The organism is Fodinibius saliphilus, from assembly GCF_005869845.1.
GTDB classification, from domain to species: domain Bacteria; phylum Bacteroidota; class Rhodothermia; order Balneolales; family Balneolaceae; genus Fodinibius; species Fodinibius saliphilus.
Genome location: NZ_VAWF01000001.1, coordinates 1,562,062 through 1,584,404, shown reverse-complemented (window position 1 = coordinate 1,584,404; position 22,343 = coordinate 1,562,062). Strand labels below are relative to the sequence as shown.

Annotated in this window: 20 protein-coding genes; 14 read left to right on the top strand and 6 right to left on the bottom strand. The window is 40.7% G+C overall.

Annotated features, from left to right (window positions below):
• The first annotated feature begins 1 nt into the window (after position 1).
• Complete coding sequence (thrC, locus tag FCN14_RS06620) at positions 2-1,318, top strand: threonine synthase (protein ID WP_138430420.1); 1,317 nt, start codon at positions 2-4, stop codon at positions 1,316-1,318.
• A gap of 49 nt (positions 1,319-1,367) precedes the next feature.
• Here thrC (FCN14_RS06620) and thrC (FCN14_RS06615) read toward each other — a convergent pair whose 3' ends face one another.
• The 3 genes from thrC (FCN14_RS06615) to FCN14_RS06605 all read right to left on the bottom strand — a co-directional run bounded on the left by thrC (FCN14_RS06615) (position 1,368) and on the right by FCN14_RS06605 (position 4,448).
• A complete protein-coding gene (gene thrC / locus FCN14_RS06615) occupies positions 1,368-3,074 on the bottom strand; it encodes a threonine synthase (protein WP_246043112.1) in 1,707 nt (568 codons plus the stop codon).
• An 88-nt stretch (positions 3,075-3,162) separates the two neighbouring features.
• Positions 3,163-3,420, bottom strand: a complete 258-nt coding sequence (locus tag FCN14_RS06610; RefSeq protein WP_138430419.1) for a hypothetical protein — start codon at positions 3,418-3,420, stop codon at positions 3,163-3,165.
• A 125-nt stretch (positions 3,421-3,545) separates the two neighbouring features.
• Positions 3,546-4,448: a 3-methyladenine DNA glycosylase gene (locus tag FCN14_RS06605; RefSeq protein ID WP_138430418.1), complete on the bottom strand. Its 903-nt coding sequence runs from the start codon at positions 4,446-4,448 to the stop codon at positions 3,546-3,548.
• Positions 4,449-4,530: 82 nt separating this feature from the next.
• Between FCN14_RS06605 and FCN14_RS06600 the strand changes: the two genes are divergently transcribed.
• Both FCN14_RS06600 and FCN14_RS06595 read left to right on the top strand, forming a co-directional pair.
• The gene (locus FCN14_RS06600; protein ID WP_138430417.1) at positions 4,531-5,463 is read left to right on the top strand and encodes a UbiA family prenyltransferase; all 933 of its coding nucleotides are present in this window, start codon (positions 4,531-4,533) and stop codon (positions 5,461-5,463) included.
• Between the two features lie 60 nt (positions 5,464-5,523).
• The gene (locus FCN14_RS06595; RefSeq protein WP_212747577.1) at positions 5,524-6,141 is read left to right on the top strand and encodes a thioredoxin family protein; all 618 of its coding nucleotides are present in this window, start codon (positions 5,524-5,526) and stop codon (positions 6,139-6,141) included.
• Between the two features lie 69 nt (positions 6,142-6,210).
• On the opposite strand, the gene FCN14_RS06590 is transcribed toward FCN14_RS06595, so the two are convergent.
• On the bottom strand, positions 6,211-9,342 hold the full coding sequence (locus FCN14_RS06590; RefSeq protein WP_138430416.1) for a T9SS type A sorting domain-containing protein: 3,132 nt from the start codon (positions 9,340-9,342) through the stop codon (positions 6,211-6,213).
• A gap of 262 nt (positions 9,343-9,604) precedes the next feature.
• Between FCN14_RS06590 and FCN14_RS06585 the strand changes: the two genes are divergently transcribed.
• The 6 genes from FCN14_RS06585 (at position 9,605) to pdxH (ending at position 15,736) form a co-directional block, all read left to right on the top strand.
• Positions 9,605-10,792, top strand: coding sequence for an aspartate aminotransferase family protein (locus tag FCN14_RS06585; RefSeq protein WP_246043111.1), 1,188 nt, complete (start codon positions 9,605-9,607; stop codon positions 10,790-10,792).
• Positions 10,793-10,859: 67 nt separating this feature from the next.
• Complete coding sequence (locus FCN14_RS06580) at positions 10,860-12,221, top strand: NAD-dependent succinate-semialdehyde dehydrogenase (RefSeq protein ID WP_138430415.1); 1,362 nt, start codon at positions 10,860-10,862, stop codon at positions 12,219-12,221.
• A 112-nt stretch (positions 12,222-12,333) separates the two neighbouring features.
• The gene (locus tag FCN14_RS06575) at positions 12,334-13,164 is read left to right on the top strand and encodes a hypothetical protein (protein ID WP_138430414.1); all 831 of its coding nucleotides are present in this window, start codon (positions 12,334-12,336) and stop codon (positions 13,162-13,164) included.
• A 150-nt stretch (positions 13,165-13,314) separates the two neighbouring features.
• Positions 13,315-14,373: a PA0069 family radical SAM protein gene (locus FCN14_RS06570; RefSeq protein WP_138430413.1), complete on the top strand. Its 1,059-nt coding sequence runs from the start codon at positions 13,315-13,317 to the stop codon at positions 14,371-14,373.
• Between the two features lie 123 nt (positions 14,374-14,496).
• Positions 14,497-15,075 (top strand): thioredoxin family protein, encoded by a 579-nt coding sequence (locus FCN14_RS06565; protein WP_138430412.1) that lies wholly within the window; start codon positions 14,497-14,499, stop codon positions 15,073-15,075.
• A gap of 4 nt (positions 15,076-15,079) precedes the next feature.
• On the top strand, positions 15,080-15,736 hold the full coding sequence (pdxH, locus tag FCN14_RS06560) for a pyridoxamine 5'-phosphate oxidase (protein WP_138430411.1): 657 nt from the start codon (positions 15,080-15,082) through the stop codon (positions 15,734-15,736).
• Between the two features lie 130 nt (positions 15,737-15,866).
• Here pdxH and FCN14_RS16080 read toward each other — a convergent pair whose 3' ends face one another.
• The gene (locus FCN14_RS16080) at positions 15,867-15,992 is read right to left on the bottom strand and encodes an energy transducer TonB (RefSeq protein ID WP_138430729.1); all 126 of its coding nucleotides are present in this window, start codon (positions 15,990-15,992) and stop codon (positions 15,867-15,869) included.
• 28 nt (positions 15,993-16,020) lie between these two features.
• Positions 16,021-16,248: a hypothetical protein gene (locus tag FCN14_RS06550; protein WP_138430410.1), complete on the bottom strand. Its 228-nt coding sequence runs from the start codon at positions 16,246-16,248 to the stop codon at positions 16,021-16,023.
• A gap of 233 nt (positions 16,249-16,481) precedes the next feature.
• On the opposite strand from FCN14_RS06550, the gene trmB reads away from it, so the two are divergent.
• From trmB to FCN14_RS06525, 5 genes are all read left to right on the top strand, one after another.
• The gene (trmB, locus tag FCN14_RS06545) at positions 16,482-17,165 is read left to right on the top strand and encodes a tRNA (guanosine(46)-N7)-methyltransferase TrmB (RefSeq protein WP_138430409.1); all 684 of its coding nucleotides are present in this window, start codon (positions 16,482-16,484) and stop codon (positions 17,163-17,165) included.
• A gap of 113 nt (positions 17,166-17,278) precedes the next feature.
• Positions 17,279-17,881 carry a TetR/AcrR family transcriptional regulator gene (locus tag FCN14_RS06540; protein ID WP_138430408.1) on the top strand — a complete coding sequence of 201 codons (603 nt, stop codon included), beginning with the start codon at positions 17,279-17,281 and terminating at the stop codon, positions 17,879-17,881.
• Between the two features lie 36 nt (positions 17,882-17,917).
• Complete coding sequence (locus tag FCN14_RS06535) at positions 17,918-20,410, top strand: acyl-CoA dehydrogenase (protein ID WP_138430407.1); 2,493 nt, start codon at positions 17,918-17,920, stop codon at positions 20,408-20,410.
• Positions 20,411-20,584: 174 nt separating this feature from the next.
• Positions 20,585-21,082 (top strand): Lrp/AsnC family transcriptional regulator, encoded by a 498-nt coding sequence (locus FCN14_RS06530; RefSeq protein WP_138430406.1) that lies wholly within the window; start codon positions 20,585-20,587, stop codon positions 21,080-21,082.
• On the top strand, positions 21,063-22,292 hold the full coding sequence (locus FCN14_RS06525; RefSeq protein WP_138430405.1) for a trans-sulfuration enzyme family protein: 1,230 nt from the start codon (positions 21,063-21,065) through the stop codon (positions 22,290-22,292). Before FCN14_RS06530 ends, FCN14_RS06525 begins: the two co-directional genes overlap by 20 nt.
• The last annotated feature ends 51 nt before the right edge of the window (positions 22,293-22,343 follow it).

Below are 22,343 nucleotides of genomic sequence, written 5' to 3'. Positions count from 1 at the left end.
GATGAGATTTGTTAGTACCAAAGGCAATGCTAAACCGGTTTTATTTAAACAAGCAGCCTTAAATGGACTTGCCCCTGATGGGGGGTTATATATTCCAGGAGAGTGGCCTACATTATCGAATGATTTTTGGAGTAATATCCAAGGTAAAAACCTCCAAGAGATCGGCTACAGTATGTGTCGGCCTTTTATTGAAGAGTTAAATGAAGAGGTGGTACATACAATCATTAAGGATGGCATTAACTTTGATGCTCCCCTGGTTGCTCTTAATGAGAATAGCTATGTGCTAGAACTTTTTCACGGACCCACACTCGCTTTTAAGGATTTCGGAGCACGGTTTATGGCTCGTACCTTTTCTGCCTTTCGAGAAGATAAAGGCCAGGATTTGATTATACTTGCTGCTACTTCAGGCGATACAGGGAGTGCGGTGGCCCAAGGATTTTTAGGAGTAGAAGGCATAAAAGTGTGTCTGCTATACCCCAGTGGAAAAGTAAGTCATATTCAGGAGCTGCAGCTTACAACCGCCGGACAAAATGTTACCGCTCTCGAAGTCGACGGAACTTTTGATGACTGTCAGCGAATGGTGAAGCAGGCTTTTTCCGATGATTCGTTAAATGAGCAGTTGCTTCTAAGTTCAGCAAATTCGATTAACATCGCTCGCCTCATACCCCAGATGTTTTATTATACTTATGCTTTGTCACAACTTGCTGCTGATAAAGAGCCAATATTTTGTGTCCCCAGCGGGAATTTTGGAAACCTGACAGCTGGACTTATGGCGGAGAGATTAGGTATGCCTGCTGCAGGTTTTGTAGCGGCAACAAATGCTAATGATGTTATACCTGAATATCTACAGACAGGGTCTTTCAATCCGCGAGAATCAAAGCAGACCATATCCAATGCCATGGATGTGGGCCGGCCCAGTAATTTTGAGCGGATGCATTATCTATTCGACGGAGACTATAAAAAGATGAGAAGTTCAATCTGGGGAGCGGATTTCTCGGATCGTAAGACAAAAGAAGCTATTAAAAAGGTCTATGAGGACTATGGGTATCTTATGGATCCTCACACAGCGATAGCATTTCTGGCTGTTGAACAGTATAAGAAGCAGGCACAAGGATACTTTGAGGAAGCCCCATCAGCCCCATTTGTAATATTGTCTACGGCACATCCGGCAAAATTTGGGGATGTGATTGAGCCGGTTATAAATGAAGAGGTAGAAATCCCTGAACGGTTATCACGTTGTTTGGAGAAGAAAAAGAAGAGTATCGGGTTAGAAAATGACTATACAGTTTTAAAGGAATGGTTATTGCAAAACTATTAACAATTACCCCGCCGGCACCTTTAAAGCACCGGGAGGGCATAATCTGATTTTATGCGGGGGTACTTTTCGTAGCAATTGCCAGTCCTTTAGTGAAAGCCTGTATTACGGCTTCCAGGGTATCGGGTGAAGCTCCTTTAGAAACCCATTCTTGATCGTTATTTGCTAATGTTAAAGTAACCATTACCAGTGAGTCTGTGTCAGGACTTAAAATCTCTACCTCGTGGTTGCTAACATTAAGATGAAAGATATTGTCAGTTTCAGATTTCATGGCACTTAAGATGGCATCAATAGGGCCAACACCACTTGCTTCTGTAATAATCTCTTTGCCTTCAATATCAAGCTTTACTTTTGCCTGAACCAGACCATGCTTACGCATAGTGAGTTTATAGTCTAGCACTTCGGCAGGGTAATCCAGATCTATATCTTCATTGAATACCAGCGATTGTAGTACTTCAATTTCATTATTACTCAGTGTTTTTCCTTTTTTGTTGAAATCAGAAACATATTGATTATATAGTTTCTGATGTCCTTTATCCATATCCAGTTGAGCCATAAAGGTATCGCGAGACTTACCCCATGATTCCTTTTGCATTTCGATGTATCCCGATTCAATATAGTTCCTTATTTTATCGATATCGGGCGATAGAACAGGAGAAGATAAAGAGTGTTTCGCTACCGTTTTTGTATCTTTGAGTCCGGCACCGGTAAGGATAAATAAGCATTTTTTGTTTTTAAAGGTATCCAGGTTGTTTTTAAAAGCAGCCAGAGGCAATGCACAGGCCGGTTCCGTAAAGTATCCTTCTTCTACAGCCATCTCTTTAAGAGATTGCAAAATTTCATCTTCAGTTACCGTATAAGCAGCCCCATCTGTATCCTGAATACCGATAAGTACCTTTTCAAAATCCACCGGGTCTGAGGCTGCAACAGACTGGGCCATCGTGTTAACCTGTTTTTTGATGATTTTCTTTTTCTTGAAGATGCCTTCTACAACCGGAGAACTCTGTTCGGGCTGTAATGCTATAAGTTTCGGGAGCTTAGAAATTTCTCCCGCTTCTTTGAGCTCTTTATACCCTTTATGGATAGCAGCGAAATTGGTTCCACAACCTATTGGAATAAAGATGTAGTCAAATTCACCCTTATGTTGTTCATGAATTTCATAGGGAAAAGCTTTTTGTCCCTCTTCACGAAATACATAATCTCCGGCCATATAGTAGTTGCCCGATTCGGCAAACTTACGACAAAGTCCTTCACATACGCTGAAGTCTCCCTTAATACGTATGATATTCGCATCATAGATAGTAGCTTGAGCTATTTTGGCATCTGTTGTCTTTTCGGGGACAAAGATAAAGCAGGGAATTTTGAAGTAGCACGCATAGGCAGCAACAGATGCAGCCATATTCCCGGTAGAAGCAACACAGATGGCATCCGCATCAAGTTCCAACGCTTTTTGGACTTCAATATAGCTACCACGGTCTTTGAAGCAGCCAGTGGGATGTTCAAAATCCAGCTTGGCAAATAGATCAGCCTCATAGGTTTCGGATAGACGATCTAAATGTGTTAAGGCCGAATTATTGCTTTTAAGCGGATCTGGCACTAATGAATCAAGTGGGTATCGAAGTCCGTTGGCAGGTTCATCGTAATAAACACGCAGTACACTACCGCACTCAGTACAGTAGGTTGTCGTTTCCTTCTCTGAATTCAAGTGCCCATTTGCCACACATTTCAACTGGTAATTTTTTGTTGTGCTTGGCATCATAAAATCTCTGTTTTGAAAAAAAATTGTTGTAAATGGTAAATTTGTCTAGGTGCTTTAGAGCGTAGCGAAGTTCTCAATCTCAAAAAAGTTACTTTTTCTTGTTAAGGGGTAACAAGGAGATCTGGTCAAAATCCATATCCAGTTCATCTAAAACCGGTTCTGCTACTTCCGAAATTTCATCTGCTGTTAAGTCATCGAGCCCCTCAATTTCGATGAAAAGTGAGTTTTGGTGTCCCACTATATTATATCGGGCTTTTTCGGCATTAAAGCATTTACGAAGCGTATCAACCAAGAGTTTAATATCCTGTTCATACGCTTCATAATCGGTATTATCTAAATCTGCCATTTTAATATTTTTCGTTTCCTTATGTTTTCTGAGATTAGTTGCCGAACAATACGCAATAGCTCGTAGGCAATCAATGTAAAAGTTGGATAAAGCATAAAAAGAAATATAAAAAATTTCGTTTCATATCAGTCTGAGAGAGTGTTTAAAATTGTTTTATATTCTTTAATAAGCGTGTTGCGTATAGGTTTCGATTTTTCGAAAATGGATCGTTGTTTTTCCAGATATTCTTTTCTGCCTTCCTCAGTTTCAATTTTGATAGGGGACAAGCCACGTTCACGCAGATCATAAGGACTAGCCTTCATATCTACGATCCGAGTTTCCAATGCAAGAGTAAATGCTTGTCTTATTGTATTACTCGAGATCCATGGATACATTTTAAAAGCCCATTTATAGAGATCCATGTTACTGTGCAGGCATCCGGGTTGCTCCATTTCAGCAAATGTATCACGGTTTAGGGCATGTTTGTTTTGAGGTTTAGCTTCATCCGTAAAAAAGCGGAATGCATCGAAATGAGTGCATACTAAGGGACGAGATTCAACAAAATCAGCTAGTTTATCCTTATCCATACGCAGTGAAAGGTAATTGTGGCGCAGCCGGTCAGCTTTATAGACCATGGCCCATTCATGCATCCCAAAACAGCCGAAAGAGGGTTTTCTGTTTTCCGATTGTTCTAACACATTAAGAATCCATTTTAAAGAAGAGATCCTGTTTTGGTCAAAATGATCAATATTCAGGTAGCTATTTCCATTGTGTGATTCCATCTCTTCAAATGGCCAGTCTTCGTTACTACCATTAATGAGCAGAGTACCCAATCCTGGTGACCACCTCTTGAGGTAGGAAGGTCGAAATGCATAGTATTCGAACAAGAAGTCCATAACAGGTTGCTTCTTTTGATGAGAACGGTGCTCCAGGTAATCGTCAATCAGCTCACTGATTGCCTGTTTATGCCTGGTCTTTTGTCGGTGCCACTGGTTGGGCTGCAACTGGTTGGTAACGTAAGTGGGTGATGTTGTTTGTGTAGAAATCATAGCTATTAAAATACCAATCTTTTATTGGATTGATAAGCTTTAAATGGTATGATCACTACTGAGTGTTTATTAATTTAGTTATGTGAAGAATTCAAGTGAAAATAACATCCATATATTGAACCAGTGCTGGCATTTTATAGTACATCTGCGCTGGCATTATCAACTCTTTATTTTGTCCGGCGGTTTCTTATTAGGCGGAGTACTCAGTGCCGAATTGAATGTTCAATTATATCTGCAGCAGTTTTTAAATGTTCATCTGCTATTGTTTGGTGGTGCAACCGCCTATAACTCCTATTGGGATAAAGATGAAGGACCGATTGGAGGGCTTGCTAATCCTCCGGAGATGGAGCGATGGATGTGGGGAGCATCACTTCTTGTTCAGTTACTGGGTCTTATGTTGGCTACTGTAGCAGGGTGGATTTACACAATGGTATATTTATGTAGCATAATTTTCTTTTGGTTATACTCTACACCACTGGCACGATGGAAAAGCAGGCCTATAAAGAGTCTAATTGCTATAGGTATAAGCACAGGTTTTAATTCGGTTTTATTGGGATATCTTGCCGCAGGAAACAGGGTCCTCTCGATATCTATTGTGCTAGCAGCTATCGGAGTTAGTCTGATGTTATTAAGCTTGTATCCAATTTCGCAAATTTATCAACAAGAGGAAGATCAACGTCGGGGAGATCAAACGTTTGCTATTCAATATGGAAAGTCAGGGGTGCTTCATTTCTTTGAAGGTGCTTTTTTCAGTGGTCTTTTTTTAATTACTGCAGTGTTATATGGGATGCATTCCGGGTTAGCACTGGTATTTGGAATTATTGGAATCACGATCGAGTTGTGGGTTCGTTATCGCATTACTTCTCTTACCGCCAAACAGGATGACTACCAGCAGGTGATGCAGATCAAATATAGCACCTCAATGGGTTTTGTCCTTTTTTTGTTTTTTGTATTGCTTCTAAAGCATACAACTATTGAAGAAATATCTGTGGTTGCAGATTTGCTGTTAAGATAAGATATTATAGATATATACATCTATTGACGTAATTCCCATTAATATACTACAGGCATAGTTATGAGTAAGGTGTCAGAACAAGTTATTACTTCCAAGGTTATTGAGCAGGCTATGAGTTACAAGGAATATCGTCGTATGATTGGCGAGCTTCTAGCTGAAGATAAAACTACAGGTAGTGATCATTCGGAAGATATGATACACTACACCACCATGAATGTGCATCGGATGACGCGGCTTGATAAACGAGTAACACTCACTGACAAAATAAAGAACCAATTACAGCAATTGGACTCAAAGTTGGTTTGGCTTGTATTAACAGAAGCTTGGTGTGGTGATGCAGCTCAGAATATTCCTGTGATTGCAAAAATAGCTAATGCCAGTGACAAGATAGAGCTTGAACTTATTTTGAGAGATGAGCACCCCGAAATTATGGATCAGTTTCTTACAAATGGAGGACGTGCTATTCCCAAACTTATTTGCCTTGATGCAGAATCATTGGATGAAAAAGGAAGTTGGGGGCCACGGCCTGAGGAAGCACAAAAGAAAGTGAGAAACTGGATTGATAATACTGAATTAAGTAAAGAAGAGTGGGCGAGGGAATTACATAAATGGTATGCAAAGGATAGAGGGAAAGAACTCCAGTCAGAATTTGTGGAATTATTAAAAGATTGGAAATAAAAAAACTCAGCATGTTGACCAGTAATTTAACATGCTGAGCTAATTAATTATATTGAAAAGCCTTACTAGCTATTTAACTAAAGTCATTTTTTTCGTTTGTAGGGCTTCATCATTACTGGTCTTGACATAAATTCGGTAGATATATACTCCACTGGCTAAGTTTGACATATCAACCGATACATTACGTGTTCCCGCAGACAGCTCTTTACCTTGTAATGCCTTTTCCCATACTTTTTGTCCAGCCATATTATATATGGTTATGTTAGCTGTTTCAGCATCAACAGGTAGGTCAAAGGGAATAGTCGTAGAGGGATTGAAAGGATTAGGATAGTTTTGTTTGACCGTGAATTTGTTTGGTAAGATAACTGAGAAATTTAAGTCCATCGGATCTGTACCGTTGTTATTTTTAATACTTACTGGTACAGAAGCTTTTCCATTCGTTATTAGACCTTGTTCTACAGTATTTCGGGGAACTTCGACTGTTACTTCAGAATTTGAAGCCTCTGTGACGATGGCTTCTATACCGTTAAATTTAATAGTGTTTTCGGCCTTGGTAGTACTAAATTGAAAATTGTTAGCAGATATAGTGATTTCATCACCGGCTTTTCCTTGAGTGGGAGAAATCGAGGCAAAAGGGAAATTGCTGTCAGCTACTTTCCCTTTAAAATCACCGACAAAAATACCACGTCCATGACTACCGATAGCTAAGTCTCCATCTATCCGACGGGAATCTACATTCTCAATAACTGAGTATCCAATATCGGCTTCGCCTGTACCGTCAAATTCAGATTCGCGCCCCCATTGGGTCTGGCTTCCATTTAGTCCCTGAGTCGCATAAACACCGGTACTTGTACCTAGTACATAAATAGTTCCTGATTCTGCAGGTATAATAGTTGCAGAACGCATCGAAGGTCCTGCATTATCACTGCTTAGATTTTCAGAGCCTGCCAGGTTCCCCTCAACCTTTTGCCAACTTTCTCCTCCATTCGTAGTGTGATAAAGACCAACAATACCATAGTTTGGCATTACTACCAAGGCTTCGTTTCCGTTGTTGGGATTAATGGCTATATCTTTCACATAGGCACCATCAGCAGCATCTGCAATTGAGATATCTTCAGGTGAAGAGTTTGAATCCTTAGCATCAACTAATCGCTTTATTATAGGTTTATCATCACTATTAGATCCGGCATAGTAGAGAATATTAGCAGGCTGGGTGCTTACCGAGAGAGCGGTAATATTGTAATTTGATATTGTTGCATTCGATAAACGTGACCAATTATTTTTTGGGCTACTTCCATCTACTTCAATATTACGATATAGTTCGCCTCCATCTGGGTAATACATAATGCCTTCATCATTGGGATCTACTGCATAAGGATGAATAAATAATTGATTGGAGGCCTCGTCTGGATGAACTAAGGTCCAATCTGTAGCTGTATTTCCATCAAAAGGAGAGCTAATTGACCCGTCATTTTCACGGCCAACACGCAAAATCCGACCATTCTGAGAAGATACATAGGCATAATTGGTACCCCAAAAGGAAAAGGCTCCATCACCCGAGGATATGTCTACAGAAGTACTGGCTGTTTTATTGGTAAAATCATATTCAAAGAATGGGGTTCCATTATCTTGGGTACCTCCGAGTAACTGGTAATTTCCGGCTTCAGGGGCAATAGAAACATCATAATACTGCGTTACCACATAAGTTTCATTGCGATCAATCCACTGCATCGGTTCTTGTGTAATGTCATTAGTAACAGAAATTCCACCATCATGGCCTACCCAGAGTTTATTGGGGTCAGTAGGGTCATAAACTTGAACATGTTGGTCAGGATGCTGATTAGGGTATTGGCTAACATCATTATTGTTGTCATAGCCTCCAATCCAATATTTATCCTTTTCACTATCCGAAGGCTTAGTGGAAAAGCTATCTGTTGATCGAAATAGATTTGTGCCACCTAAAGTAACAAAATCCGGATCATCAGGTTTTACCGCAATGGTCATATTATATCCCCCTTGAAGATTTACTCCACCAACGGGGGACCCAAAGTTAGGTAAGTTGGCTGACCGATCATCATAGGCAATATTGTTCAAACCACCCGATAAGTCGATTTGAAATAGACTTACTCCCTGGTTGGTATCGTCATTTACTTTCTGTGTAAATACATATGCAATATCTGGGTTAGATGGTGCAAACGTTAATACACTTCGAGCGTGATCATCAGGAAAAGAAGGAGGAGTGATATTATTCCAATTTTGTCCATCATCTGTGGAATAAAATATGCCAGGACTCCCGCTAGAACCAGCATTGACACTGGATAATACAGCTATCAGGTTGCCGTTAGGGGCAATATCAATATCAGCATAAAGATGTTCACCAGCCCCACCAAGTACCAAATTCTCGAAATCACTACCATCTTCAGATCTATAAATGCCAAAACCGTTATTAGCAGTATAAATGGTTCCTGTTACAGGATGGATATCAATGCGGTTGATATAGTCAAATTGGCTGCTGAACCTGCTATCTTGATCTCTGGTTGAAGGAATTCGAGACCAAGATTCGCCGTTATCAGTAGATTTAAATATTCCCGTTCCATAATAAGAGGCTCCTGTTGCCCTTGCGGAATTTCCTAGTAGTTCTCCGGAAGTGTAATACCAGGTATCCATATCGGTTGGGTCTTGTGCTAATGAAGTAACACTAAAATTTTCTAATTCTTCGGTTTTTAGCTCCCAGCTTGCCCCTCCATCCGTTGATTTCCAGATTCCACCTGATACTCCACCGGCAATAATGATATCTGAATTTTGCTGATCAATGCCCAAGGCACGAGTACGTCCGCCAATAGCAGCCGGGCCTGCCAGTTGCCACTCAAAACCTTCTGCCACCTGCATAGAAGGCTTGCTAGACTTTCTTTTTCGTTGGATTGTGTTAAAGGAAGGAAGTTGCTTAGCGTGGTTGATTTCGCGAGCACGTATATTAGCTGGGATCTTATTTGTTGCCGGATTTCTCAACATGCGAAAGAAATATTCCCTCCGAGCTTTTTTAGCTTCAATCCGGTCCATCTCCTGTTCTTCAGACATTGACTCTGCTGAAAATTCAGTATTACCGGGAGCTGAATATTGAGTAATTATCCAGTAACCGCTTATAGCAACAATTACAGCTAAAAGGGGAATCAATGCTTTCTTTGTAGCTTTTAAATCCATTTTTTTCTATTTGATCGTTGGTGTTACCGGAGCCGTAAATACTTCAAGTTTTTTTGCTAAAAGAGATATACTTTAAAGTTTTTACGAACTGTTAGTACAAAACTGCTGGTGTTAAAATGAAAACTGACACTCAACTTTTTTGTCTTCTACAAAATATCGTTTAGATAACGTTAAGTGGTATTTAATATAAAATACGATAAATCCTAGTGAAGTAAACCTGATTAAAAAGTTCTCACTCTAGAATAATTAAAAAAAGATAGTTTTGGATCATAAAAAATCATTTTACAAACATGTAGCACAAACCAGCGATGCCCCGATGGGACTAGAAATAGATAAAGCCTCGGGAGCTTACATCTATACTTCGGAGGGGAAAGAGTATGTAGACTTTATATCAGGTATCGCTGTGAGCAGTTTGGGACACCGTCATCCCCGTGTTGTAAAAGCTGTTAAGGAACAAGTGGATCGGCACTTACATGTGATGGTGTACGGTGAATATATTCAAGAGCCCCAATCGGCCTATGCTGAGCTTTTAACCTCCCAATTGCCGGAGATCTTAGACCGGGTGTATTTTGTTAATAGTGGTACCGAAGCTAATGAAGGAGCCCTAAAGCTTGCAAAGAAGCATACTGGACGGCATAAGTTTGTAGCTTTTAATCATGGCTACCACGGTGATACCCATGGATCACTAAGTGTAACAGGTCGCGATGTATATAGAGATCCATATTTGCCCTTGCTTCCGGATATCCATTTTCTCGATTTTAATAGTTACGAAAAGCTTGAGACCATTGATGAGGAAACAGCAGCAGTAATTATGGAGCCCATACAGGGAGAAGGAGGTATTATTCCCGCTCAAAAAAAATGGTTGAGGGCTGTCAGGGAACGATGCAATGAAGTAGGGGCACTATTAATTTTTGATGAGATTCAAACAGGCTTTTATCGTACCGGTTCATTATTTGCTTTTCAAAATTATGAAGTAACACCGGATATCTTGTGTTTGGCAAAAGCAATGGGCGGGGGCATGCCGATGGGGGCCTTTGTATCTTCATCTGAAAATTTTGAGTCATTCATGTACAATCCTCCACTTAATCATGTAACAACGTTTGGAGGACATCCGGTTTCTTGTGCGGCTGCTTATGCTACACTCAATGAGCTGTTGTCAGATGATTATGGGAAACGGGCTACAGAAATTGAGTCCATTGTTCGAGAAGAGCTTACCGCTGAGAGCATTGTTGAAATAAGAGGAGTAGGCGCAATGCTTGGTTTAGAATTAGCAAACAAAGAGCTCACACAAAAGGTAGTAGAAGCATGTTTTGAACAAGGTATTATTTTGGGATGGACTTTGCATTCAAATACTCTTGTTCGCATTGCACCACCCCTTATTATTGAACATGAGCTACTTCGATCAACGCTCATGATGATTAATGATAGTATCCAAGAACTTTCTAATTAAAAAAACTGAGTAATATCAGTATTATTAATAATCCCCCAAATGATCAACTATCAGAAAACGAACACCTATGAAGTCAATTAATCCAGCAACAGATGAAGTTGAAGCAACATATGAACAGATGGATGATCAAACTTTGGATCACATTATAAATGATGCGGTTCAGGCCCAGGAAGAGTGGCAAAAGAGATCTTTTGATGAGCGGTCTCAAATACTTATAAAAGCAGCAAAAATACTTAAATCTCGCAAGAACGAATTTGCCGAGCTAATGGCCCGGGAGATGGGCAAGCCATTGCCTCAGGGGGTATCAGAAAGTGAAAAGTGTGCTTGGGTGTGTAACTATTATGCTGAAAATGCCGAAGGTTTTCTGGAGGATGAGTATATCGAGTCAGATGCTGAAAAGAGTTATGTAACGTTCAATCCATTGGGCACAGTACTTGCAATAATGCCGTGGAATTTTCCGTTTTGGCAGTTATTTCGCTTTGCTTCTCCTGCCCTGATGGCTGGTAATGCTGCTATCTTGAAGCATGCTCCGAATGTTACTGGTTGTGCGCTAGCCATTGAAGATGTATTACATGAGGCCGGTATTCCTAGAGCGCTTTTTAGGACGGTTGTAGTAGATGTTGAGCAAACACAACAACTTATAAAGCATACCGGAATTGCCGCCGTTACTTTAACGGGTAGTACGCGTGCCGGTAGAGCTGTAGCTTCTACTGCAGGAGAAGAATTGAAGAAGACAGTGCTTGAACTGGGTGGTAGTGATCCATACCTCATACTTAAAGATGCAGATTTAGAACAGGCAGCAGAAACTTGTGTCACATCCAGACTCATTAATAGTGGGCAGAGCTGTATAGCAGCCAAAAGACTTATTGTAGTAGAAGAGAACTATGATTCTTTTTTGCAGAAGGTAGTTGATCAAATGAGTCGTATGAAGTTTGGAGATCCCTTCGAGGATGAAACTGATATCGGACCCATGGCTCGAAAAGATTTAAGAGAAAAGCTGCATCAGCAGGTACGGGAAAGTATAAAAAGGGGGGCAAATTGTGTTTTGGGTGGAGAGATTCCCGATTGTAAAGGTGCTTTTTATCCTCCCACTGTTTTGACAAATGTTGCTAAAGGCATGCCAGCATACGAAGAAGAGCTTTTTGGCCCCGTAGTTGCTGTAATTAAGGTTGCAGATGAAAATGAGGCAATTTCGGTAGCAAATGATACAGAGTATGGATTGGGAGCCGCTGTTTTTTCTGCGAACATTGTGAGGGCAGAACAACTAGCTGCTAAGAAGCTGAAAGCGGGGTGTTGCTTCGTCAATGATTTCGTAAAATCGGACCCAAGGTTACCGTTTGGAGGGATAAAAAAATCGGGGCTAGGTAGAGAACTTTCTCATTTTGGTATTATGGAGTTTGTAAACAAAAAAACCATATATATAAATTAAATTGTAAGGATTTATTCCAATAACGGTCATACTAAATAGTTGAATGAACTATTTTTCATCTACAATTCGCATATACCAGTGAACAAAAGTGAATACAAAAATGGGAGTAAATATGATACGTGACTGTTTAAAATACATCGTTATTTTAACACTATTTATAGGCTTGATGAGCTGTGGTAGTGATAGTACTGGGCCTGATCCAGGTGATGCCCCTTCAGTTCCTACTAAAATTGTCAATGAGGATGCGCAGCCGGATGTCAGCTATTTTAAAAATAATCAACCAAAGCAGTTGACAGGTGATAATACCAAAAGTACAAATAACTACTATGCTGCTAGGAACAGCGCGCTGACTCTTTCCGGCATTGCAAGCATGAATAGTTTATATAGTGGTTTTATGGCCCCTGCTTCATCTAAAGAGCCGGAATTTAAAGATGGGAAATGGGTATGGGAATTTACCCATACGAATCCGGAAACTGGTGATACCGGGACGTTTAGATTAGAGGCCGAAGAGACATCTGATGGTTATAAATGGGCTATGTTTTTATCCATGGATACCAGTGATTTTAGCGTAGAAAATTATAAGGTTTTTGAGGGTACGACCTCGGCAGATGGTTCAGAGGGGGAGTGGATCTTTAACGCCATTGATCTGGAAAAAACAGGTACCCAAGAGATTAAAGCATTTGTATTTAGCTGGCTTGTCTCTAGTGATACGAAAATGGAAACCTCATTTAAATTTTTTGATGATTCAGGTGCAGTACAGATTGAAGGGGGATATACTGAAGATGTACCTGAACATACATTGACAATGAATTATCCTAATTCCCAACAATCGAATATTGAAATTTACTGGAATACGGATAACAAAACAGGCTATATGGTACAAGGCACTGAATGCAAAGGCTGGGACAGTACCTTCCAGGATGATAATACTGTTTGCCCCTAAACGTAAAATATTGCAATTATATTTGAGAAGGCCCGGATTGCCGGGCCTTTTTTTTTGGGGGAAATTTCTGAAAATCAAAGTGACACCATGGTGTCATTATGTTACTTTATAGTATAAGTGAATAGCAATAGGATTTACGCTTCGTTTATTATGGGTAATGATAGGAATCCAATTCGTGGTCGCGGTGCATCCGATAATCCTGCTAATCGGTTTGAAGATAAGTATACAGACTACCATTTAGACGAAGAAACGGGTGAAAAGCCGAGCCAGAATACAAGGTTTATTGCTGATAATACAAAAGAGATTCTTTCCAAAAATGAAAGTCCTGATATTCCCTTCACCTATGGACTGAATCCTTATCGCGGATGTGAGCATGGATGTATCTACTGTTATGCCAGGCCTACGCATGAATTTTTGGGGTATTCTGCAGGTCTGGATTTTGAATCTCGCATTATGGTCAAATATGAGGCTCCTCGAAAACTTAGGAAAAAGTTTGCTCAAAATAGTTGGATGCCGGAAGTGGTAGTGATGAGTGGGGTTACGGATCCCTATCAACCGGTGGAAAGAGAGCTAGAGATTACGAGAGGATGTCTGGAAGTTTTTGCAGAGTCTCGAAATCCTGTCAGCATTATTACTAAAAATTACTTAGTTACACGTGATATTGATCTTTTAAGCGAGCTTGCAAAATATAACGCTGTTTATGTTAATTTCTCAATAACAACGCTGGATAGAAAGCTGGCACGAGTAATGGAGCCTAGAACATCGCAACCCAATAGACGATTGAAAGCGATTCAGAAGTTGTCAGAGGTGGGGATATCTGTTGGGGTTAATGTAGCCCCGATAATACCCGGCTTAACTGATCATGAATGTGTTGAGATATTGAAAGAAGCTCGAAAGGCGGGGGCTAGCAGGGCAGGGTACACGATCCTTAGGTTACCGCATGGGGTGAAAGATCTATTTAAAGAATGGTTGCAACAGCATTACCCTGACCGAAAAGAAAAGGTTTTAAATCGCTTGAAGTCTATGAGGAATGGTGATCTGTATAACAGTGAATTTGGAAGGCGTTTTAGAGGAGAGGGAGAGTTTGCTAATCAAATCAGAGAAATGTTTCGGGTACAAACCAACAAGTTGGGATTTGATGAACACAATTCCTCACTTTCAACAAAATATTTTAAGCGTCCCCAAATAGGGCAGTTAGATTTGTTTTAATAAAGTTGAAGCAGGAAAAAGAAGTGAATACTGAACATTTTTTATATTTACTTATCCTTTGCATTTAATATATTCAGGTGCAGAAAGAATAATTAAAAACTTCAAGTTTACTAACAAGTATTTATGTCTAACACTCCTTCCACAATGCTGGAACTCGGAACCGATGCACCAGCCTTTAAACTTTTTGATACAGTAAATAACCAGCTGGTATCTCTCGATGACTTTGATAATGCTAAAGGCTTGCTTGTTGTGTTTATGTGCAATCACTGCCCATTTGTGAAACATATTTTGGATGATTTTGTTATCACGGCACGTGACCTGCAGCAGAAAGGAATTGGCGTTGTTGCTATTAGTTCCAACGATGTTGAAAACTATCCTGACGATAGTCCTGTTAAAATGGCTCAACTGGCACGGGATAAACAGTTTTCATTCCCCTATCTCTATGACGGAACGCAAGAAGTTGCAAAAGCATACCGTGCTGCATGCACCCCCGATTTTTATCTCTTTAATGAGAATGACAAGCTTGTCTATCGTGGACAGTTTGATGATAGTCGACCTGGAAACGATGAACCCATTACCGGTAAAGATATTCGAGAAGCAGCCGACCTCCTTTTTGATGAAGAAGTGAAAGAAAATCAAAAGCCTAGTATGGGATGCAATATTAAATGGAAGCCAGGTAAAGAACCAAATTATTTCGGGTAGGTATATGTCTGTAAACAAGGCACAGCAAGACGTAGAAAAAATACGGCGCGACTATGCAGGTGAAGAACTGTCAAAATCAGCCGTAAAAGATGATCCCATAGCCCAGTTTAAAGAGTGGTTTGAACAAGCCCTTTCTGCGGACCTTTTGGATGCGAATGCAATGACTCTTGCAACGGTTTCGGATTCCATGCAACCGTCTTCTCGAATTGTATTACTTAAAGGTATCGAGGAGCGGGGGTTTCGTTTTTATACGAATTACAGTAGCCAGAAAGGAGAAGAGTTAAAGCAAAATCCGAAGGCTTCGCTTTGCTTTTACTGGGCACCATTATCTCGCCAAGTGCGTATACAAGGCAAGGTTGAACGGTTATCTCCGGAAATTTCTGAATCGTATTTTAAACAGCGTCCTCGTCCAAGCCAAATCGGTGCTTGGGCTTCAAAACAGAGTAATGAGGTTGAATCTCGCAAGGAGCTCGAATCTAAGTTTGAAGAATTGAAGGAGCATTTTGAAGGGCAAGAGGTACCGCTTCCAGACTTTTGGGGTGGTTATTTGCTTGTACCAGACAGAGTTGAGTTTTGGCAGGGTAGACCAAGTCGATTACATGATCGTATCTGTTATAAAAAAGAGGCGGAAGAATGGAAACTCTCCCGCCTTGCGCCCTAGGTTATTGAAGTTGGAACTTTACGGGAATAGTTAATTGAACCCTTACCGGTCGGCCTCGTTGTCGGCCGGGTATAAAGGTGAGGTTTGGTATGGCCTGAATAGTCTCTTTTCCATATCCTGTACCTATACCTTAAATAACTTCCACATTGATAACATAACCATCCTTTCCAACAATAAATTGAACCTGTACTATACCTTCTATATTAGCTGATTTGGCTATTCTTGGATGCGTGAGTTCATTATATAAAGATTGGATGCTACCCTTATTTTAGGCTTCTCTTCAATTACGATAAGATCTCTTCATCATTCTTTAGTAAGACCTTTTTCGACAACTGAATATTGCCTGAATTTTCCCGGTGGGTAACCATACGTATATGGTTTTCGATGATCTTATTATTTAGGACGGGGTTGAACGTAATGGGCTTTGTAGGTTTGGGCAGCTTCTTGGCCGGTTTAATGATTGGGATGTCGACTGTTTTTACAACATCAAAATCACGGTTGAGAATGGGCAAAAGTTCCTTTTCAGCCTATAGGTAGTTTGAAGCCCATATAGCAATCAATTGTGCCAAAATTAGTCCTTTTTCGAAAATGAAATGGTATCCCTTTTTAAGGGATTTGATGAAATTCATAGTTCTACCTTGGTTGTTAATTAATGGAGGTTACGAACTGCTCGTGATATCTCTTAATTTTCAATATACTTGCTTCACTAAAAGGGTAAAATATCTAGGTATCAGAACTATTAGAAATGGGAACAAATAAACTGCAGCGTTTTAAAGAAATTACAGCGTATGAAAATGTTTTGGAGCATACTGATTTCCAGGATGGTAAATCCTCAAAACCTAAAGGAGGATGGCATAAAGCCATTTTCGGTAATGAAAAGTCTATAGTATTGGAATTGGCCTGTGGGAAAGGCACTTATACTTTGGAGCTAGCGCGTAGAAGTCCCAATGTAAATGTTATTGGAATTGATATAAAAGGAGGGCGGATATGGAAGGGCGCAACACAAGCTTTAGAAGAAGGGTTAGAGAACGTGCGTTTTTTACGAATCTATATTGATCACCTTTATGAGTACTTTGCACCGAAAGAGGTAGATGATATATGGATCACTTTTCCCGACCCATATCCCCGGGCAGGTAATCGTGATAAGCGCTTAGTTGCTCCCAAATTTCTGAGTATATATCAGCAGGTGGTAACATCTAATGCACATATTCGGCTGAAAACAGACAGTAATGAGTTATTTTCATATACCAAGAGAATATTAAGTGAAACAGACTGTAAGGTGACAGATATTGTAGAAAGCGTATATGATGAGCGTCCGGATGATGAACTATTGTCGATAAAAACAGATTTTGAGGAAAAACACTTAAAGAAGGGAAAAGAAATTTCATTCATCAGTTTTTGTCTCCCAGAAAAGCCGATCAAAGGTTAATATTTTTTAAATGTATTTTTTTTTAACCCATAAAAAAAATTATCTAATGCGGTTGATTTATCTTACTAAATTAGTTAACTATCTTTTAGTTAACAGCGTTAACCTCTGTTTATATGGATCAAGTCGAAGAAAAGAGTTTAAAAGAACAAATAATTGGTGCCGCTCGAAAGGTGCTGGTGGACAAGGGGTATCGTAACTTTTCTCTGCGAAAAATAGCTGGAGAGATTGATGTAAGTGCTACCAGTATTTATCTGCATTTTGAAAATAAAGATGATCTGGTACATACCTTAATGGGAAAAGCCATATCACGACTTAACAGGCAGCTTGAACAGAAAGTCGCTGAAGCTGATAATCCGATTGCGAAATTGGAAGCTTTGGCAAGAGAATATGTTGAGTTTGCACTTGCTCATCCACGTGAGTATCAAGTAATCTATTTAATTAGCTCAGACGAAATGACGCGTTACCCCAAAGAAAAGTTTCGAAAGGCACGAAAGGGATATGAAATTGTTACTGATGTTTTGAAACAGGGAGTAGAGTCTGGTCTAATATCAGAAAGTAGGCCCCGGTTGGCAGCATATACATTTTGGGCCCAGCTTCATGGAGTGATGTCAGTAGTACTTTCTAAGAGATTGGATAATCGTATTAACCAGGAAGAATTTATAGAAGAAGCGATTGACCATATAATCAAAGGATATCAGCTGCGGACATCCTTATAATAACGTAGAAACGCAGAACTTTAACAGGAGACAGTTATGGAATTTTTGAATGAAAGTTTCGGCTTTTTATTTCAATACCCGCTATGGGCGGTGATTGTAAGTATGGTAATTGTAGCAACATTGTTGGCCTTTTGGGGAACGCCACTGTGGGTATGGGCCATTGCCGGTTTCATAACACTTTGGGGGTTCTCGGCTCCTACTTGGGCTATTTGGGTGTTTGGCGGTTTGGTCGTGCTCTTTAATATAAAAGTGATTCGTCGATATGCGTTGACGGCACCGCTTATGAAGTTATTGGATGCACTAAACTTCTTGCCAGCTATATCTGAAACGGAACGTACCGCTATTGAGGCTGGTAATGTATGGGTAGATGCCGAGCTTTTTTCGGGAAAACCAGATCTGAACAGGCTGGCAAACGAATCATATCCTGAGCTATCCGAAGAGGAGCAAGCTTTTCTAGAAGGCCCAGTTGAAGAGCTATGTTCTATGGTTGAAGACTGGGATGTGTATGTACGAAAAGGATTTACCCAAAAGCAGTGGGATTATATGCGCGAGCATAAATTTTTTGGTCTAATTATTCCGGAAGAATATGGTGGTCTGGAATTTTCAGCCAGTGCACACAGTGCTATCATCGCAAAGCTATCTTCACGCTGTGGCCCTTTGGCAACAACGGTGATGGTACCTAACTCTTTGGGGCCTGCCGAACTGTTGATGCATTATGGTACCCAAGAACAGAAAGACCATTACCTGCCACGTCTTGCAACCGGAGAAGAGATGCCCTGTTTTGCACTAACTGAGCCAACAGCCGGTTCTGATGCGGGGGCAATGACGGCTGAGGGAGAAGTATTTAAAGGAGATGACGGCGAACTGTATATACGTCTGAATTTCACTAAGCGATATATTACCCTCGCGGCTATTTCGACACTTATCGGACTCGCTTTTAAGTTGCGAGATCCCGAAAATCATTTGGGCAAAGGTGAATATCCTGGTATTACTTGTGCACTGATTCCGAGTGATACGGAGGGAATCATATTGGGACGTCGTCACGATCCCATGGGGGTACCTTTCTATAATTGCCCCATTGATGGCGAGGATGCCGTTGTTTCTGTTGACCAGATTATTGGCGGACCGGATCAAGCTGGAAATGGTTGGCAAATGCTGATGGAATCCTTAGGTGTGGGACGAGGAATATCCCTACCTGCTCAAAGTCTTGGCGGTGCGAAAGTGGCAACACGTGCTCTGGGTGCTTATACGGCTATTCGTCGTCAGTTCGGAATTAACATTGGTAAGTTTGAAGGGATCGAAGAGCCGATGGCCCGAATTGGTGGTTTTACTTACCTGATGGATGCAGCCAGACGATATACTTGTGGTGGATTAGATATCGGAGAAAAACCTTCGGTAGTAACTGCTATTGCGAAGTACAACTTTACCGAGCTGGGCAGACAGATTGTAAATGATGCCATGGATATTCAGGGCGGTGCCGGTATTTCCCGCGGGCCTCGCAATATTTTTGCTCATAGTTATATATCTCTGCCCATAGCAATAACGGTTGAGGGAGCTAACATCCTCACTCGAAGTCTTATGATATTTGGTCAGGGAGCGATACGATGTCACCCTTATGCCTATGATGAAATTGATGCCTTAACAAAAGGGGATTTAAAGGCTTTTGATAATTCTTTTTGGAAGCATGTTGGGCATGTGGGACGTAATGAAGCCCGTGCATTGATAATGAGTTTGACGCGGGGAGTAATTGCTTCTTCACCGGTAGGAGGTCCGGCAAAAAAATATTATAAAAAGTTGTCATGGGCTTCAGCCTCTTTTGCTTTCCTAGCAGATATTGCACTGGGTTCTTATGGTGGAGGACTTAAGATTAAAGAAAAGATTAGCGGGCGTTTTGCTGATATTTTAAGCTGGATGTACTTGGCTACTGCTACACTACGAAGGTACGATGCAGAGGGGCAGAGAGAAGAAGATCGTGCATTCTTTGAGTGGTCTATGGAATATGCATTTGGCCAAATACAGGAAGCCTTTGATGAGATCTATAGTGAAATTAAGGTTCCCGGTCTCAGCTGGCTATTCCGTGGTCCTATTGCTATGTGGTCTCGTTTGAATCGTATCGGGTCAAAACCCTCAGATAAGCTGGGCCATAAAGTGGCACAGGCTATGCAACAGCGTGGAGAAACACGAGATCATATTACAGAAGGAATCTATATTCCTAAGGATGCAGACCAGGCACTTGGGCGTTACGAACATGCTATGAAGTTATTAGAAGAAGCGGAACCTGTATACAAGAAAATATATGTGGCTACGAAGAAGAAAGAGCTGCCTAAAACACAGCCTCGCTTTGTTATTGATAAAGCCCTGGAAAAAGGAATCATCACAGAAGACGAAGCAAAACATATTAGAAAAGCGGAAGAGGCCCGTATTGATGTAGTTGAGGTTGATGAGTTTACACTGGAGGAATACGAAAACCAAACTCCATCAACACCTAAGTTTGAAGATTCTGCTGAGGCAAAAGACATTACGCCATAGTTAACATCTTTACTTTATTATTAGAGCCCTGCTGGTTATTGCCAGTGGGGCTTTTTTATTTTATTAGAAGAGATATAATACTTCTATACAGAAAACAGTAGTTAAATATACTTTGATTAATATATATAATAGAATTATATTCTAAATAAGTAATATTTACTATTATAAAATAATATGAGTAGATATCAGCTGGATGATACCGATAAAAAGATCCTCTCAATCCTTCAAAAGGATGGGCGAATAGCTAATAATAAGTTGGCTGAGAAAGTAGGGCTAACTACAACCCCTACCTTAGAGCGGGTCAAAAGATTGGAACGTGAAGGGGTGATTAAGGGATATGGAGCCCAGGTAGATCCAGAAGCTGTAGAAAAAGGACTCGTTGTATTTTGCTCGCTTAGGCTGGCTGTCCATAAAATGAATACGCTGGACGAGGTCTGTAGTGAGATAGATGAGCTGACAGAAATTCAGGCCTGTTATCATATTACCGGTGATGCCGACTTTCTGTTAAAAATTGTGGTTAAGGATATGCCGGCGTACGAACGTTTTGTACATGATAAGTTAACCCAATTGCAAGGCATTGAGCGAATCTACAGTAATATTGTGATGTCTACGAAGAAAGAAAATTATCACCTTCCTATAAATGAGGATCACCATGAAGAATCAAAAATATAGCGTAGAGTCAGAGATGGTACATGCTGATCAGCCAGAAAATGATCCGTTTGGTTCGCATGTAATGCCTATTTATCAAACTTCAACATTTAAGTTTAACTCTGTTGAAGATGGCAGAAAGTTTTTTGCCCATGAAGAGGGGGGCGGTTCTCATGCTTATTCTCGTTTGGGAAACCCCACAGTAGATCGCTTGGAGCAGGCTTTTGCCACAATGGAAGGAGAGAATATCAGCTCTGAAGTTGGTGCGTTAGCCTTTGGCAGTGGAATGGCAGCTGTAAGTACAGCCTTGTTGGCCTTAGCCAATGGGGGTTCTGTTGTTGCTCAGCCGGCTTTGTATGGGTGCACGGGTCAGTTTCTGAAAGATGAGGCACCCGAATTGGGAATTAACACCCATTTTGTAGATCTCAATAACTTAGAGGCTGTGGAACAGGTTTTGGGGGAAAATCCCGATGTGAAAGTAATTTACGGGGAAACAATGGCAAATCCCACAATGACTGTTCTTAATATACCAGCCGTTGCAGAAATAGCTAAAACACATAATGTGTTGTTTCTCGTTGACAATACATTTGCTACGCCTTATCACTTGCGCCCTTTAGAATTAGGTGCTGATATGGTGCTTCATTCTACTACTAAATATTTGAATGGGCACGGAACTCTCATTGGGGGGGCATTGATAGCAGAGCAGTCTTTAATTGATGCACATAATGTGGCGCTGTTCCGAAAGAATTTGGGTGGAGTTACCAGTCCATTTGATGCCTGGCTTAATTTAAACGGATTGAAAACGTTCACTCTGCGAATGCAGCAACATGCCAAAAATGGGGTAAAGGTTGCTGAGTATCTTGACCAGCACGAGGCCATTGAAAAAGTATACTATCCAGGGTTATCGTCTGATAGCGAACATGAATTAGCAGATGAGCTTTTTGAGAAAGGCTTTGGTGGTGTTATGAGCTTTGAGCTTAAAGGCGGTTTCGAGGCCGGCGTTTCTATGATGAATAAGGTGGAGTTTTGTACATTGGCTGTAAGTCTTGGTACGGTGGATACCCTAATACAGCACCCAGCCTCCATGACACATTCCGTTATGGATCCGGAGATTAGAGAACAAGCAGGTATTACCGACGGTCTTGTTCGTCTGGCGGTGGGCATTGAGAATGTGGATGATATTATCGGCGATCTTGAACAGGCGCTGAAAGCATTAAAGGCAGTGATGGCTTAGTGTTTGGTTATAGACGCTTTTTGTAATAATAAACTTCTAGGGCGTTTTGCT